Annotated in this window: 18 protein-coding genes and 1 tRNA gene; 8 read left to right on the forward strand and 11 right to left on the reverse strand. The window is 65.0% G+C overall.

The features are described from left to right. Positions 1–2: 2 nt before the first annotated feature. Entirely contained in the window at positions 3–884 is an 882-nt protein-coding gene (gene ygfZ / locus AC630_RS27515; RefSeq protein WP_074121603.1) for a CAF17-like 4Fe-4S cluster assembly/insertion protein YgfZ, read from the reverse strand. Positions 885–985: 101 nt separating this feature from the next. Between ygfZ and AC630_RS27520 the strand changes: the two genes are divergently transcribed. The 5 genes from AC630_RS27520 to AC630_RS27540 all read left to right on the forward strand — a co-directional run bounded on the left by AC630_RS27520 (position 986) and on the right by AC630_RS27540 (position 5,195). Then, positions 986–2,320 carry a dihydroorotase gene (locus AC630_RS27520; protein ID WP_074121604.1) on the forward strand — a complete coding sequence of 445 codons (1,335 nt, stop codon included), beginning with the start codon at positions 986–988 and terminating at the stop codon, positions 2,318–2,320. Between the two features lie 246 nt (positions 2,321–2,566). Beyond that, positions 2,567–3,436, forward strand: coding sequence for a sulfurtransferase (locus tag AC630_RS27525; RefSeq protein WP_074121605.1), 870 nt, complete (start codon positions 2,567–2,569; stop codon positions 3,434–3,436). A gap of 116 nt (positions 3,437–3,552) precedes the next feature. Beyond that, positions 3,553–4,242 carry an RNA polymerase sigma factor gene (locus AC630_RS27530; RefSeq protein ID WP_074121620.1) on the forward strand — a complete coding sequence of 230 codons (690 nt, stop codon included), beginning with the start codon at positions 3,553–3,555 and terminating at the stop codon, positions 4,240–4,242. A gap of 88 nt (positions 4,243–4,330) precedes the next feature. After that, positions 4,331–4,864 carry a DUF4142 domain-containing protein gene (locus AC630_RS27535; protein ID WP_074121606.1) on the forward strand — a complete coding sequence of 178 codons (534 nt, stop codon included), beginning with the start codon at positions 4,331–4,333 and terminating at the stop codon, positions 4,862–4,864. A gap of 10 nt (positions 4,865–4,874) precedes the next feature. Next, positions 4,875–5,195 (forward strand): cupredoxin domain-containing protein, encoded by a 321-nt coding sequence (locus tag AC630_RS27540; RefSeq protein WP_074121607.1) that lies wholly within the window; start codon positions 4,875–4,877, stop codon positions 5,193–5,195. Between the two features lie 209 nt (positions 5,196–5,404). On the opposite strand, the gene AC630_RS27545 is transcribed toward AC630_RS27540, so the two are convergent. The 4 genes from AC630_RS27545 to AC630_RS27560 form a co-directional block, all read right to left on the reverse strand. Further along, positions 5,405–5,671: a hypothetical protein gene (locus tag AC630_RS27545; RefSeq protein WP_074121608.1), complete on the reverse strand. Its 267-nt coding sequence runs from the start codon at positions 5,669–5,671 to the stop codon at positions 5,405–5,407. Positions 5,672–5,943: 272 nt separating this feature from the next. Beyond that, entirely contained in the window at positions 5,944–6,321 is a 378-nt protein-coding gene (locus tag AC630_RS27550) for a TIGR02301 family protein (RefSeq protein ID WP_074121609.1), read from the reverse strand. A 45-nt stretch (positions 6,322–6,366) separates the two neighbouring features. Next, a complete protein-coding gene (locus tag AC630_RS27555; protein WP_074121610.1) occupies positions 6,367–6,801 on the reverse strand; it encodes an NUDIX hydrolase in 435 nt (144 codons plus the stop codon). A 20-nt stretch (positions 6,802–6,821) separates the two neighbouring features. Beyond that, complete coding sequence (locus tag AC630_RS27560) at positions 6,822–7,322, reverse strand: hypothetical protein (protein WP_074121611.1); 501 nt, start codon at positions 7,320–7,322, stop codon at positions 6,822–6,824. A 63-nt stretch (positions 7,323–7,385) separates the two neighbouring features. Between AC630_RS27560 and AC630_RS27565 the strand changes: the two genes are divergently transcribed. After that, positions 7,386–8,144, forward strand: a complete 759-nt coding sequence (locus tag AC630_RS27565; RefSeq protein WP_074121612.1) for an SOS response-associated peptidase — start codon at positions 7,386–7,388, stop codon at positions 8,142–8,144. A gap of 132 nt (positions 8,145–8,276) precedes the next feature. Here the strand turns inward: AC630_RS27565 and AC630_RS27570 are convergent, their stop codons facing one another. The 6 genes from AC630_RS27570 to AC630_RS27595 all read right to left on the reverse strand — a co-directional run bounded on the left by AC630_RS27570 (position 8,277) and on the right by AC630_RS27595 (position 14,416). Further along, positions 8,277–9,470: a CaiB/BaiF CoA transferase family protein gene (locus tag AC630_RS27570; protein ID WP_074121613.1), complete on the reverse strand. Its 1,194-nt coding sequence runs from the start codon at positions 9,468–9,470 to the stop codon at positions 8,277–8,279. Positions 9,471–9,505: 35 nt separating this feature from the next. Continuing rightward, on the reverse strand, positions 9,506–10,435 hold the full coding sequence (locus tag AC630_RS27575) for a glycine/sarcosine/betaine reductase selenoprotein B family protein (protein ID WP_074121614.1): 930 nt from the start codon (positions 10,433–10,435) through the stop codon (positions 9,506–9,508). Between the two features lie 288 nt (positions 10,436–10,723). Beyond that, the gene (locus AC630_RS27580; RefSeq protein ID WP_074121615.1) at positions 10,724–11,305 is read right to left on the reverse strand and encodes an NUDIX hydrolase; all 582 of its coding nucleotides are present in this window, start codon (positions 11,303–11,305) and stop codon (positions 10,724–10,726) included. Between the two features lie 219 nt (positions 11,306–11,524). After that, entirely contained in the window at positions 11,525–11,974 is a 450-nt protein-coding gene (locus AC630_RS27585) for a GNAT family acetyltransferase (RefSeq protein ID WP_143198364.1), read from the reverse strand. Between the two features lie 2 nt (positions 11,975–11,976). Next, a complete protein-coding gene (locus AC630_RS27590) occupies positions 11,977–13,404 on the reverse strand; it encodes an FAD-binding oxidoreductase (RefSeq protein ID WP_074121617.1) in 1,428 nt (475 codons plus the stop codon). Positions 13,405–13,426: 22 nt separating this feature from the next. Next, positions 13,427–14,416, reverse strand: a complete 990-nt coding sequence (locus tag AC630_RS27595) for an L-threonylcarbamoyladenylate synthase (RefSeq protein ID WP_143198363.1) — start codon at positions 14,414–14,416, stop codon at positions 13,427–13,429. Between the two features lie 68 nt (positions 14,417–14,484). On the opposite strand from AC630_RS27595, the gene AC630_RS27600 reads away from it, so the two are divergent. Further along, positions 14,485–14,561, forward strand: a tRNA-Pro gene (locus AC630_RS27600). 340 nt (positions 14,562–14,901) lie between these two features. Beyond that, positions 14,902–15,405: a hypothetical protein gene (locus tag AC630_RS27605; protein WP_074121619.1), complete on the forward strand. Its 504-nt coding sequence runs from the start codon at positions 14,902–14,904 to the stop codon at positions 15,403–15,405. Positions 15,406–15,735 lie beyond the last annotated feature (330 nt).

Here is a 15,735-nt window from a genome sequence, read left to right on the forward strand (position 1 = left end):
GCTCATGCGGTGGGCTGCTTTGCTGGAATGCGCACGACTTCGGGTTCGGCGAGCCTCACAGCGAGGCCGCCGGCGGTGAGCGGCTGGCCGGCGTCGAGTGCGTCGGCGACGCGGTCGATGCGCACCAGCGCGATGCCCTTGCCGCCAGCGGTCGAGCCGATCGTGCCGACCGGTTTGTCACCGGCGAGAATGGTGGCGCCGGCCCCGGGCGAGGGGCCGTCGAGCAGGACCTTGACGCTGCGGGTGCGTGCGGTGCCGCGATGCTGCATGCGCGAGACGACCTCCTGGCCGACATAGCAGCCCTTGTCGAAATCGACGCCGGCAAGCCGGTCCATGTTGGTCTCGTGCGGGAAGGCATCGCTGTACATGAAATCGAGCCCGCCGCGCGGCACACCGAGCGCGATGCGATGAGCCTCATAGGCGGCCGCGTCGACCAGCTCGGCGCCGATGAGATCGGAGAGGTTCTCCTTGAGCTGCTCGGGAATCAGGATGCGATAGCCGAGCTCACCATTGCGCGGATCGGCGAAGGTGAGGTCCGGCTGAGCGGCAGGCTGGCCGTCCCAGGCCGCGAGCACGCCGAGATCGTCGGAGAGGTTTTCTACCGTGACCTTGGCTCGAAGCTTGTAGAATTTCAGCTTGGTGGCAAGGCCCTCGGCCAGCGCTTTCGGGCAGTCGATCAGGAACCCGCCGCCATGGCCGGCGGGCGCTTCCGTGATCAGAAAATCCACGATGATCTTGCCCTGCGGCGTCAGCAGCGCGCCGAATCGCCCCAGGCCCGGCTTGAGCCTGTCGACGTCGGTCGTGATGAGGCCGTTGAGGAAGTTGCGCGCATCCTCGCCCGCGACCTTGACCACGCCCCGGTCGGGAAGAAACGCTGATTTCATGCGAAAATCTCTTGCGACATGTTGCTCCGGAACGTAAGCCCGCGAGGATTAAACGACAAGACCTTGAGCCCTGCGCTTGGGGATGAGAGAGGCCTGCAGCCATGACCCAGCGTTTCGATGTGATCCTCAAGGGCGGCACCGTGGTCAACCAGGACGGCGAGGGCCTCCGTGACATCGGTATTGCCAAAGGCCGCATCGCCGAGATCGGCGCGCTGTCGCAAGCTGGCGCCGCCGAGGTGATCGACTGCAAGGGCCTGCACATCCTGCCCGGCGTGATGGACACGCAGGTGCATTTCCGCGAGCCTGGGCTGGAGCAGAAGGAAGACCTCGAGACAGGCTCGCGCAGCGCCGTGATGGGCGGCGTCACCGCCGTGTTCGAGATGCCCAACACGTCTCCACTGACCGTGACGGAGGCCGAGTTCACCGACAAGGTGAAGCGCGCCCATCACCGCATGCATTGCGATTTCGCCTTCTTCATCGGCGGCACCCGCGAGAACGTGCAGGACTTGCCGGTGCTCGAACGCGCGCCGGGCTGTGCCGGCGTCAAGGTGTTCATCGGCTCGTCGACCGGCGCGTTGCTGGTGGAGGACGACGAAAGCCTGCGCCGTATCTTCCAGGTGATCCGCCGCCGCGCTGCATTCCATGCCGAGGATGAGTACCGCCTCAACGATCGCAAATCGCTGCGCATCGAGGGCGATGCTCGCTCGCATCCGGTCTGGCGCGATGAGACCGCCGCGCTGATGGCGACGGAGCGGCTGGTGAAGCTCGCGCATGAGACGGGCAAACGCATCCACGTGCTGCACATCTCGACCAAGGAAGAGATCGAGTTCCTGCGCGACCACAAGGATGTCGCGTCCTGCGAGGCGACGCCGCATCACCTCACGCTGGTCGCGCCTGAATGCTACGAGCGGCTCGGCACGCTGGCGCAGATGAACCCGCCGGTGCGCGGGGCCGATCATCGCGCCGGCATCTGGCGCGGCATCGAGCAGGGCATCGTCGACGTGCTCGGCTCCGACCATGCCCCGCATACGCTGGAAGAAAAATCGAAGACCTATCCCGCTTCGCCCTCCGGCATGACCGGGGTGCAGACGCTGGTGCCTGTTATGCTCGACCACGTCAATGCCGGCCGCCTGTCGCTCGCCCGCTTCGTCGATCTCACCAGTGCCGGCCCCGCACGTCTCTACAGCATGGCCTGCAAGGGCCGCATCGCCGCGGGCTACGACGCCGACTTCACCATCGTCGATCTGAAGCGCAGCGAGACCATCACCAACAAATGGGTCGCCTCCAGGGCCGGCTGGACGCCCTATGACGGGTTGCGCGTCACCGGCTGGCCCGTCGGTACCTTCATCCGCGGCCGCCGTGTGATGTGGCAGGGCGAGCTTTTGACGCCGTCGCAAGGCGAGCCGGTGCGGTTTCTGGAGACGCTGAAGGCCTAAGTTGCTGCGGCCTCGTCATTGCGAGGAGCGAAGCGACGAAGCAATCCAGACTGCCGCGGCGGGAAAGACTCTGGATTGCTTCGCGGAGCCTGTCATCGGGCCGCGCTTTGCGCGGACCCGTTGGCTTGCAATGACGCGGGGAGGTCGTAGCCCGCATGAGCGCAGCGATATGCGGGATTTCGCTTTGAGTCGTTCCCGGGTTTCGCTACGCTCACCCGGGCTATGGCTTTGCAACGCGAGGCGATAATGACCCAAGCCGCACCCCTCATCACCACCGAGCAACTCGCAGCCCACCTCGGCGATTCCAATCTGCGCCTCTACGATTGCACGACCTACAACGAGCCGGTGCCGCCAGGGAGCGACGTGCCTTATCGCGCGGTGCCCGGCGACAAGACGTTCGAGGCCGGCCATATCCCCGGCGCCGATTTCCTCGACCTGCAGGGCGAGTTCTCCGACATTTCGGCGCAACAGTTCTTCATGATGCCCGACGTGGCCCAGTTAGAAGCCGCCTTCGGTCGCCACGGCCTCGATGCGTCCAGGACCATCGTGCTCTACAGCATCGGCACGATGATGTGGTCGACGCGGTTCTGGTGGATGCTGCGCTCGCTCGGCGTCGATGCGCGTGTGCTCGACGGCGGCCTCGACAAATGGAAGGCCGAGGGGCGGCCGGTCGTAACCGGCGCACCGAAGGGCTACCCGGCCACGACCTTCAAGGCCGCGCCGCGCGCGGGCTTCTTCGTCGACAGGAATACAGTGAAGGCGCGGATCGGCGATCCCTCGACAGTCATCGTCAACGCGCTCGGGCCGCAGTTTCATCGTGGCCTCGAGCCGAGCCGCTACGGCCGGCCCGGTCGCGTTCCCGGCAGCGTCAACGTGCCGGCCGCAACGCTCACCAATGCCGACAAGACGCTGACGACGCTTGCCGATGCCAAAGCGAAATTCGCTGCGGCAGGCGTCACGCGCGACAAGACCGTGATCTGCTATTGTGGCGGCGGCATCTCGGCGACGATCGACCTGCTCATGCTGACGCAGCTCGGCTACGACAAGCTGACGCTCTACGACGCCTCGATGGGCGAATGGGCGAGGGATCCGACCCTGCCGATCGAGACGGATTAGGGCATTTCTTACCCTCCCCTGGAGGGCCCTGGAGGAGCAGGGTAAGAAAGTCGGGAACCTTTTCTGCCGAGCTGCATCCAATGTCCGGAATGAAGCGAAACGAGCAGGTGACCGCCATGCAACCGACCGCAGCCGGCCTGTCCGCCGGCGCCAGGACATCGGAAGCCGAACTGGTCGACCGTGCGCGGGGCCGTGACGAGGCCGCGTTGCGCGAGATCATGCAGGCCAACAACCGCAGGCTCTATCGCCTCGCGCGCGGAATCCTGCGCAGCGACAGCGAAGCCGAGGATGTGGTGCAGGAAACCTACGTCCGGGCCTTCACCCATCTCGACGGCTTCCGCGGCGAATCTGGCTTGTCGACCTGGCTGTCCCGCATTGCCATCAACGAAGCGCTTGGCCGGGCGCGAAGCCGAAAACCCGATGTCGAGTTGGGCGCGATACCAGAGGCCGCGCTCGAGGCGCAGATCATCCAGTTTCCCGTTTCTCCCGCAGGCGATCCGGAAAGGACCATGGCCCAACGTGAAATCCAGCGCGTCGTCGAACGCGCGATCGATGAATTGCCGGATATCTTCCGCATGGTGTTCGTCGCGCGCGTCATGGAGGGCATGAACATCGAGGAGACCGCCGATCTGCTCGGGGTGAAGCCCGAAACCGTGAAGACGCGACTGCACCGCGCGCGCTCCATGCTGCGCGAGAATGTCGAGAAGGAGATCGGTCCGGTGATGATGGACGCGTTCCCGTTTGCCGGCTGGCGCTGCGAGCGCCTGACCGTGTCGGTGCTGAAACGTCTCGGCGTCGGCGGCTAGATTTTCGGGAACCTCTGCGGCGATTTTCCATCCAACTCCTGTGAAGCAACGCGCCGGCAAACGTCCGGCACCACAGGAGTCTCAAGCCATGTTCATCCGATGGAGCGCGGCGATCGCCGCAGCCGTTCTGTTGTCGAGTCCCGCGCTGCTGCAAGGCGCCAGCGCGGCCGACAAGCCCACCGACCCGCAGATCGCCCATATCGCCTACACCGCGGGCGTGATCGATATCAACGCGGCCAAGCAGGCGTTGAAGAAGGCCAAGAGCAAGGACGTCAAGGCGTTCGCCGAGGACATGGTGCGCGACCACGAGGCGGTCAACCAGCAGGCGCTCGCGCTGGTCAAGAAGCTGAACATCACGCCCGAGGATAACGACACCAGCCGCGCGCTGTCGAAGCAGGCGAGCGACAAGCTGGCCGAGCTCGAAAAGCTGAGCGGCGCGGCCTTCGACAAGGCCTATGTCGCGAACGAGGTCGCCTACCACAAGGCGGTCAACGGCGCGCTGGAAACTCAGCTCATTCCGTCCGCCAGCAATGCCGAGCTGAAGAGCTTGCTGCAGACGGGCCTGAAGATTTTCCAGGGGCATGAGCAGCATGCCGAGCATGTCGCGGCGGAGCTGAAATAGGGAGCGCGGGATGAATCCGGGACGCCTCCCTTCGATCGCGCTTGCGGTCGTTCTCCTGTCGGTGGTCGTCCCGGCACGTGCCGCGACCATTGAGATCACGATGGAGAATCTCGTGATTTCGCCGGCAGAAATGTCGGCGAAAGTCGGGGACACCATCGAGTGGATCAACAAGGACGTCTTCGCGCACACCGCCACCGCGAAGAATGGAGACTTCGACGTAAACCTGCCGCCGAAGAAGTCCGCAACATTTGTTCTGAAGAAGCCGGGAATGGTCGATTATTACTGCCGCTATCATCCCAACATGAAAGCGTCTCTCAAGGTCGAGCCGTGAGGGAAGAGGGAGCGTATTCCCGATAACATCGGGAACGTTTCCCGGTCATCACGAGACTAATGCTTGTCCGCGCGGAGCGGCTTCCGTGCGATAAAGGCGGCAGACTTCGCGAACCTGTTCGCCAGATCCTGTTCGCCAAATCCCGTTCGCAAAGTCATTCATCCGTAGACTGGCCCCGCCCATGTGGCGGGGTCATTTTCGGGAATGGCTTACTGTCTTGCGAGGCTGACCGAGAATTCGCCGTTGCGGATGCGGCCAGGGAAGCCCTCGACGAATTTCGCGACCGCGTCCTCGCCATAGGTGCCGACGAGCTCGGCAAAGGCCGCAAACAGGCTCGCCTGCGCCAGGCAGTCGCCGTCGACGCCGTCATGGCGCGCTTCGGCCCAGGCCTCGTTCAGATAGCTCAGTGCTGCCTGTTTCTGCTCGTGATCGGGCAGCGGCGCGCGGTCGGGGGCGTAGGAAATCGGCTGGCTCATGAAACTCGATCAGGGCTGGGGCGCGATCCACGGCGATGCGCTGCACGAGAGGTGTAGCACGCGTATTAACGCCCGCTAGGCCACATCTTTAAGAACGGTTAACGGGTGTGAACAAAGACGATGTCGTTGTTCCACTCTCTCGTCATTCCGGGACGCGCGAAGCGCGGGCCCGGAATCCATCGTGCGGCAGTCCCTGTTGCCCAATGGATTCTCAGATGCGCAATTGCGCATCGTAGCTCGCGCTTCGCGCGCCCCGGAATGACGGAGAGAGCTCAGTTCGCGTACCGCGCCGTCAGATCGCGCGAGATTTTCGAGCCTTCCTCGATGTAGCGGCGGATCGCCACCGTCGCCGCCGGCGTGCAGCTCCGATAGGTCTGCTGAAAGCCGTTATAGCCGCGGTTGAAGCCGGCGATCATGCGGGTGCGGCGCTCGCCCGAGGGGGTTTCGGCATCGATCAGCGCCTGCATCTCGCTGCGCCATTTGTTGCCCTCGTTGGAACCGCAGATGCCGCGCAAATAGTGCAGGCCGCCAAGGATCTCCGCCAGCCGCTGCAAATCGGCGTCAAACGGGGCCGCTACGTCCTCGGCCCGGGAAGGCACCGCGGCGCAGGCGAGAATCAGGGCAAAAATGGCCAGAAATCGCGTGGACATCGGCGGCTGTATGCCCCCTTGGGGCGGTGGACGCAAGGCGGGCCGTCAGGGTCCGATCAGCCGCTGGGCGGACTGGATGACCTCTTCCAGCCCCCCGGTCAGCTTGAGGTCGCCGAGGCTGGCCAAGGCATCCGGGGCGATCCAGCGGTAATCGTCGAGCTCGTCGTTGAGAGCCGCCTCCCTGGCCACCCAGCGGGCGGCAAAGGACATGATCAGGTAATGGCCGGCGCCGGCCGTCGCGGGCAGCACCTCGCGCCAGCCGGCAAGGCCGATGATCTCGATGGCGAGCCCGGTCTCCTCGTCAACCTCGCGCGCCAGCGCCTGGTGCAGCGATTCGCCGAACTCGACCCGGCCGCCCGGCAGCGAATAGAACCCTTTTGCGGGCGAGCGCGCGCGGCGGGTCAGAAGCACCTTGCCGTCGCGGAAAATCGCGGCGCTGACCGCGATCTGGGGATGGGTGGGCTGGACGACCGAGGCCATATCTCTTCACCTAACCGGGCTCAGTTCGCCATGATGGTGTCGACGTCGGCTTCCGCGCCGCCATTGATGATGCCGCCGCAGGCCGCGATCAGCGGCTTGACCCAGAGCGTGGCCTGCTCGGCGAGGCGGACGCGGGTCGTGTCCCTCTCGACCTCGCGCATGGCCGAGCCGACCGCGGTCAGGATCGAGGTCATGGTGTCGGTGATGTGGTCGAACTGGGCGCGCACGGATGGAGCGGCCTTCTCATAGGCCTCGATTGCCAGATCCCGTGCCTTGAAATTCGAGGCGGTGAAATGCTCTGCATAGGAGAGCGGCGTCCAGGTCAAAAAGTCTTCCGCGCATTCCGGCATGTCCGGCACCATTTCAAGCAGCATCACGGCTTCATTGAAATGGTTGAGATAGTCGGTGGCAAGCCCGGTCCGCGGGTTGATGTTGGCCACGCGCAGCCGCTCGGCCCAGGCTTCCGCCTCGGGGCCCGTCTGTACATGCGTCCGCGCGGGTTGGGAGGCCGTTGAGCTCATCTGCCGCAGTGTTAGGGTTCGGAGTTAAAAGGACCTGAACGTAGCCTATATAGGCTCCCAAGCATGTGTGGACGCTTCGTCATAACTTCAGCCCCCGCGGCTTTGCGGCAACTGTTCGGCTATCTGGAGCAGCCGAATTTCCCGCCTCGGTACAATGTCGCTCCGACACAACCGATTCCGGTCGTGCTGCTCGAGAACGGCGCGCGCCATTTCCGCCTGATGCGCTGGGGCCTGTTGCCGAGCTGGGTCAAGGATCCCAAAGGGTTTACGTTGCTGATCAACGCCCGCTCGGAGACGGTGCTGGAGAAGCCCGCCTTCAAGAAAGCGATTCGCCGGCGGCGCGGCTTGATTCCAGCCGACGGCTACTACGAATGGAAGGCGGTCGACGGGCGCAAACAGCCGTTCTTCATCCATCGCGCCGACGGCGAGCCGCTCGGCTTTGCCTCGGTGTTCGAGACCTGGGTCGGGCCGAACGGCGAGGAGCTCGACACCGTCGCAATCGTCACTGCGGCGGCCAGCGAAGATTTGGCCACACTGCATGACCGCGTGCCCGTGACCATCAGCCCGCGCGATTTCGAGCGCTGGCTCGACAATCGCGGCGACGAGGTCGATGCGATCCTGCCGCTGATGACCGCCCCGCGCATCGGCGAATTCGCCTGGCACCCGGTCTCCACCCGCGTCAATCGCGTCGCCAATGACGACGAGCAGTTGCTGTTGCCGATCAGCGCGGAGGAGATGGAGGCCGAGGTGCCGAAGCCGAAGAAGGTCGCGCGAAAGGCGGCGGTTGGCTCCGCGGATGACGGGCAGGGGTCGTTGTTCTGATCACCGACGCCGTAGGGTGGGCAAAGCGAAGCGTGCCCACCAATTGCGTGCCGGGCAAGCGGATAGGTGGTGGGCACGGCGCGTTGCGCCTTTGCCCACCCTACGGCTGCTGCGGAGTATGCGGCCGCGCCTTCACACAATCTCCCGCGCCCTCAACGCCGCGATCTCCGCCGCATCAAAACCCAGCTCGCCCAGAACCGCGTCCGTATCCGCGCCGAGCTCCGGCGCCATCCGGTCCAGCCTGCCGCCACCATGGGCGAGCTTGAATCCGCTGCCGGCAAAGCGCAGGCGGCCGTATTGCGTATCCAGTTCCTGGATCGCACCACGCGCCTTGATTTGCGGGTGGTCGATGATCTCCTCGATTTTCCAGATGCTGGCGCAGGGCGCGCCGGCGTCTTCCAGAATCTTCTCCCATTCGCGTGCCGGCTTCGCAGCGAGCGCCTCTTCGATGATGGCGCGCAGTGCGGGCTCGTTCTCGTTGCGCGCGAACCAGTCGGCGAAGCGCGGATCGCTGAGTGTATCCTCGCGGCCGAGCGCAGACATCAGCGCGCGGTACTGCTTCTCGTTGTTGACGGCGAGCAGGATGTGGCCGTCGCCGCATTTGAACAAATTCGCAGTGGTCCTGCGGCTCACCGCCTGGTTGCCCGAGAGCTGCTGGCGATGGCCGGCGACCGACCAGTCCGCGATCTGCCCCGAGAGAAACGCCATTGTCGCTTCCAGCATGGAGACGTCGACGAACTGGCCCTTGCCGGTGTGGTCGCGCTGGTAGAGCGCGCTCGACACGCCGAACGCGGCGGTCGCGCCCGACAGAACGTCGCACACCGCAAAGCCCGCGCGCGTCGGCCCGGTTTCGGGATGGCCTGATATCGCCATGATGCCCGACAGGGCCTGCATCTTGCCGTCATAGCCGGGCCGCAGGCGATCGGGGCCGGTCTGGCCGAAGCCGGACACGGCGCAATAAATCAGTTTCGGGTTGATCGCGGAGAGCGCCTCGTAGCCGATGCCGAGCTTGTCCATCACGCCGGGCCGAAAATTCTCCATGACCACGTCAACCGTTGCGGCGAGCTTCTTCACGATGGCGATCGCGTCAGGCTTCTGCAGGTCGAGCGTGAGGCTGCGCTTGTTGCCGTTGATGGCCTGGAACGCTGGCGCGAGGCCGCGCTCGGCCCATTCGCGCGAGAGCGGCGTGCGGCGCATGTCCTCGCCCTCGCGCCGCTCGACCTTGATGACGTCGGCCCCCAGCAGCGCGAGCTGGTAGCTCGCATAGGGGCCGGCCAGCACTTGCGTGAAATCCAGGATCTTCACGCCCTCGAACGGTCGCGTCACGTCGCTCTCCCCTTTGATTGCGTTATCGGAGGACGTCAGGCGGCGCGGTTGCCGCGCGCGATCTCCTTCTGCTTGTCGAATTCGGCGCGGCGGCGCGCGAGCTCTTCGGGCGAGAGTTGCGCGACGTTGTTGTAGTCGAGCTTCCAGGAAGCGTCCTCGCTCCAGCGCAGCGGCGACTGCAACGTCGTCTGCGGGCCGCTCGCGCTCTCCAGCAGTTTTAGCGCGAGCTCGAGCGTCTGCGCCTGCGAGGCGACGTCGTGCGGCTTGCCGGCGGAATTGCCGAGCGGGAAATCACTGAACAGGAAGCGCGGCACGGCGGCGTGCTCGAGGATGTCCTTGGCACAGCCCATCACCACGGTCGGGATACCGTTCCGCTCCAGGTGCCGCGCCACCAGCGCCGTGGTCTGGTGGCACACCGGGCAATTCGGCACCAGCACCGCGACATCGACCTTGTCGGCGAGGCAACGCGCCAGAATTTCCGGCGCGTCGGTGTCGAGGGTGACGCGATGGCTGCGGTTGGTCGGCGCACCGAAGAAGCGCGGGGCAACTTCGCCGATCCGGCCCGCAGCGCTCGCCTTCAGGAGCTGCGGCAGCGGAAACCATGTGCCATTGTCGGTAGCCGAGGTGTGCTTGCGGTCATAGCCGATGTGCGAGATGCGAAGATCGTGCTGCTTCGACGTGTCGCCGTCATAGACCTGGTAGAACTTCGCGCTGCCATTATACGCCGCGCCCGGCCCCTGGTCGCCCTTGGTCGGATCGAAAGGCGCCGCGGTGGTGACGATCGTGACGCGCGATTGGGCGAGAGGCTTCTTCAGCGGCTGGAACGGCGCCTCGGTGTAGTGCGCCCAGCGATAGGGCGTGGTGTAGCCGATCGCGGTGTAATAGTCGCGCGTGCGCTGCATATAGGGGACGGGTGAATCGTAGTCGGGCGCAAAGCCGAATTCGTCGTCGCGCGGAGCGGACATGGGGCGCGTCTCCTGGTTCTTGGTTGGGGCCAGACTAGAGATAGTCGGCGATCAGCTCAACGGGGGGCAGGGGTGTGCAGGTCTGAATTGCATTGCGCAATGGCTCGCCGCGCAGCAGGTGCGCTCCCTCGCCCCGCTTGCGGGGAGAGGGTTGGGGTGAGGGGGAGTCTCCACGGGGGGGCAGTGAGAGTTGGATTCGTGGAGGCTCCCCCTCACCCAGAATCCGCGCTAAGTGCGAATTCCGACCTCTCTCCGCAAGCGGGGCGAGGTGAACGAAGCCAGCGGGCACTACCGAAACACATGCAGCGCCGCATATTGCAGCAGCATGATCGCCTTGGCGTCGACGATCCGTCCGTCCGCGATCATTGCCAGCGCCTCGTCGATTCCGAGCTCCAGCACCTCGATGTCCTCGCCTTCGTGCGCAAGACCGCCGCCGTCGCTGATGCGCATCTCCGGCTCGTACTCGGCGACGAAGAAATGCAGCTTCTCGGTCACGGCGCCGGGGCTCATGAACGCCTCGAACACCTTTTGGACGTGGTGCAGGCGATAGCCGGTTTCCTCCTCGGCCTCGGCGCGGATACGCACCTCGGGGGAGGCATCGTCCAGCACGCCGGCGGCCGCTTCGATCAACAGATCGTCGTAGCCGCGGATATAGGCCGGCAGACGGAACTGGCGCACCAGGATCACCGTACGCCGTGCGCGATTGTAGGGCAGCACGGCTGCGGCGTTGTCGCGCTCATAGGTTTCCCGATGCTGCGTCTGCCACTCGCCATTGGCGCGCCGGTACTCGAGCGTCGTGTTCTTCAGGACGGTCCAGTTGTCCGAGAGCACGCGAACGTCCTTGATGCGGACGCGGTCGGAAATGGTCATGAGGCCTCGCTCGGGTCTTGTGTGGACGGTGAAGCTTGCTCACCTCGCCCCGCTTGCGGGGAGAGGTCGCATCCCATCGGAGATGGGATGCGGGTGAGGGGGACTCTCCACGAGTTCAACTGCTTCCGTCCCCGGGGAGACTCCCCCTCACCCCAACCCTCTCCCCGCAAGCGGGGCGAGGGAGCACACCGCGTTCGCGGTCGCCATCTCAGTTCAGTCTCACGGAGCAGCCTCGCGGCCATCGAGCCACTTCTGGAACATCACCGAGGTGGATTCCTCGAAGCCCAGCGACTGGTAGAACGCGCTGGCCTGCGTGTTCTCGCGCCGGACGAGGAGCTGGAGTTTTGCAATGCCGGCCTGGCGCAGCCAGTCCTCGGCTGCCGCCATGATCACCCGGCCATGGCCGCGCTTGCGGCTGTCAGGATCGACCGCGACGTAATAGACCCAGCCGCGATGGCCGTCATGGCCGACCATGACGGTTGCCGCGATCGAGCCGCCATCGCGGCCGATCAGCACGGTCGAGTTCTCGCGCCGCCGCGCCAGCGCGATGTCGGCATGCGGATCGTTCCAGGGCCGCGTCAGGCCGCAGCGCTGCCACAGCGCCACGACGGCTTCGATATCGGCATCCGCGATCGCAGTGATCGCGAGCGGGGCAGGGGCGACAGACACGCTCACAGCACCTTCCCCGGATTCATGATCCCCAGCGGATCGAGCATCGCCTTGATCGAGCGCATCAGTTCGATCGCGGTCTTGTCCTTCACATCAGGCAATTCATCGCGCTTGAGCACGCCGATGCCGTGCTCGGCCGAGATCGAGCCGCCCATGCGCAGCACGATCTCGAACACCACCGCGTTCACCTCGTGCCAGCGCGCCAGATAATCCGCGGTGTTGGCGCCGACCGGCTGGCTCACGTTGTAATGCAGATTGCCGTCGCCGAGATGGCCGAACGGCACCGGCCGTGCGCCGGGGATCAGCTTCACCACGGCGGCGTCGGCTTCCGCGATGAAGGCAGGCACGGCGGCGACAGGCACGGAGATGTCGTGCTTGATCGAGCCGCCCTCCGGCTTCTGCGCCGCCGACATTTCGTCGCGCAGCTTCCAGAAGCCGGCGCGCTGGGTGAGGTTGGCCGCGATCACGGCGTCGTCGACGATCTCCTCTTCCATGGCACGGCCGAGGATCGTTTCCAGCGGCGTGCGGGCGTCGTCGCTGGCTGCGGACAATTCCATCAGCACGTACCAGGGGTGCTTCTGCTCCAGGGGATCGCGCACGTCGATGCCGTGCCGGATCGAGAAGTCGACCGCCATCTCCGACAGCAGCTCGAAGCTCGTCAGCGCGTTCGCGGCCTCGCTTAGCGCGATCGTCAGCAGCTTCAGCGCCGCCGCCGGCGACTTCAGGCCGACGAAGGCGGTCTCGACCGCCCGCGGCTTCGGAAACAGCTTGAGGGTCGCGGCCGTGATGATGCCGAGCGTGCCTTCCGCGCCGATGAAGAGGTTATGCAGATTATAGCCGGTATTGTCCTTCTTCAGCTTCGACAGCACGTTGAGCACGCGACCGTCGGCCAGCACCACCTCGAGCCCCAGCGCCATCTCGCGCGCGACGCCATAGGCGAGCGCGGCCGTGCCGCCGGCATTGGTCGAGAGATTGCCGCCGATGGTGCAGCTTCCCTCCGCGCCGAGCGAGAGCGGAAACAGCCGATCCATTTCGGCTGCCTTCTGCTGCGCGATCTGCAACACGACGCCGGCCTCGCAGGTCATGGTGTTGGAGGCAGTGTCGACCTCGCGGATCTGGTCGAGCCGGCGCAGCGACACCACGACCTCGCCATTGTGCGGCGTCTGTCCGCCGACGAGCCCCGTGTTGCCGCCCTGCGGCACCAGCGCGATCCTGTGCTCGGACGCGAGCTTGCAGATCGCGGAGACTTCCGCCGTCGAGCCCGGCCGCAGCACCAGCGGCGAGCGGCCGTGAAACAGGTTACGCTCCTCGGTGACATAGGCCTCGATATCGGCCGCATCGGTGATCGCATGGCGGTCGCCGACGATTTTGCGGAGTTGTTCGATCAGCTCGGGCGCAAGCGGTGGGGTGGCAGATTTGTTGATGTTCATCGCTTCGTCTCTTCTTCCACTCTTATCGCGCAACCGCCGCCCGGCGCAGCCGGTCGTTGATCGCTTCGCCCAAACCGTCTTCCGGGATCGCCATCACGGCGATCGCCCGCGGGCTCTGCGCATCGAGCGCCCGTAGATAACCGAACAGATTGGCGGCGGCTTCATCGAGATCAGCCGCAGGCGACAAATTCATGACAGCCGCCGCGGCCTCCAGGCCGGGCAGGCGCGCACGGCCGAACGCCAGCAGCGCTTCGCCCGGCGCCACGTCGCGCGCATTGAGCCGCACATTGGCGCGCGGCGCGTAGTGCGAGGCCAGCATGCCCGGCGCCAGCGGTTGGTTGTCGTCGCTCCCGGCCTCCACAGGCGGCCGCGCCAGAGACGTGCCCAGCACGGCCTCGATTCGTTCGCGTGATAGTCCGCCGGGGCGGAGCAGCATCGGCGCCTCGAAGCAGCCCACGATGGTCGATTCGACGCCGACCGCGACCGGCCCGCCGTCGACGATGAGGTCGATCCGCCCCGATAGGTCGCTTTCGACATGGGCGGCGAGCGTCGGCGAGACGTGCCCGGAGATATTTGCAGACGGCGCCACCACCGCCCCGCCAAAGGCGCGCAGGATCGCTTCCGCCACCGGATGGGCGGGGATGCGGATCGCGACCGTGTCGAGGCCCGCGGTGGCAAGCTCCGCCACCGCACAGCCGTCCGCCTTCGGCACAACCAGCGTCAGCGGCCCCGGCCAGAACGCCTCCGCAAGGCGAAGGGCGCGCGCGTCGAACCGGCCTATCCGCCGCGCGGCGGCAATATCCGGGACATGTGCGATCAGCGGATTGAAGGCCGGCCGGCCCTTGGCGGCGTAGAGATGGGCGATCGCGGTGGCATTGGCGGCATCCGCTCCGAGCCCGTAGACCGTCTCGGTGGGGAACGCGACCAGCCCGCCGGCGGCCAATGTACGGGCGGCGGCTTCCGCGCCGGCCGCGCCGGCCAGCAAAATCAACGTTTGAAGACCCGTTTTCACAGGGACAAAATTCCTCGTATCGGCCGCTTGCGGTGCGCCAAACCCGACGCTATAAGCCGCCTTCTTGTCGGAGTGTGGCTCAGCCCGGTAGAGCACTGCGTTCGGGACGCAGGGGTCGCAGGTTCGAATCCTGCCACTCCGACCAAGAACTTCAAATACTTAGACATTCTCTCTTTTCCAACCCCCCCGAATAATCTCCCGAAGAATAGCTGCCCCCCAAAATCAGGCAGCAGCGCGCTTCTTCGCCATCGCTGTGATGTTCTCGATCGCTTCGGCCTGATAGTCCGGATGGTGTTGGCCGTACTCGGGCGCAAAACGACTTCGCGAGGTACCGGCGTTGCGATCGTTCCCATCGTGCTTTGAAGCATCGCAGGAGTGAGCCGCTGACACGAGAATGTGGCGTGGCTCATGGTTGAGCCACTCTCAACTTTTGTACTTCATTCGACCAGTTCATCGCGATATATCGCCCGCCGGAGAGCACGGCGATGTTTCGAGGACGGAAGAGCAAATCTCGCGCACCTGATGCGCAGCTTGCAGAGCAACGGCGCGAGCGCAACAAGAGCTCCGGCGGGGGCATCCAGGCTTCTATCGCTGAGTTGAGAAGCGTGCCGCGGGAAAAGCTCGCGGATGCGGTGTTCCTGCTTTCGATGGCAGCAAAGCAACAAAGCAATCAGATTCGACGATCGATCGATGAACGCGCCGGGGCCGAGTTCGAGTTTGAGCCGCCACCGAATGGAGACTTGGCTGACTATCTTGCGGCGGAGGCAGTTTCGGTTTTGCGCCATCATGAGACTGATGTGCCGAGGTTCGTGGGTCTCCTGACTCAGCGATCGCCTGACGTCGACTTCACTGTCGATCAAAGAGACGCCGCTTCAATGCTTGCCTCGACGATCCGGGAGCAGCGGCTCGAAGGCATCCTGGAAGGTCTCAGACTTGCCGGCCTCCTGAACGAGTCCTCAAAGGATCGTCATGCCGCTTCTGGTTCATAGGCGCGAAGCGAATTAGCGGAACCTCCGGCCGTCGCAGATGGCGCGTGCGAGTTTTCGGTGCGCCACATTTCGTGCAGCCGGGAGCCGGTCCGGCTGGTCTACGCTCGTGCGGTCTAATTAGGACGAGCAGGCTTGCTGTTCTGCCACGCGGACACGAGAAAATGGGCGGTGTGGAAAACTTTTCATTTTTCGCTTGCAGTCACACGAGCGAGCGTCTATCCCTCCAACCACTGAGCGCGGCGCCGCCGGGTCATTGACCAGGGCGAGCGAACGCGCCGCTGATGCTCCTCACCTTGTTGAGTGAACGCAACAACTGACACCAGTCGGTTG

This window comes from Bradyrhizobium sp. AS23.2 (genome assembly GCF_001908185.1).
Lineage (GTDB): Bacteria > Pseudomonadota > Alphaproteobacteria > Rhizobiales > Xanthobacteraceae > Bradyrhizobium.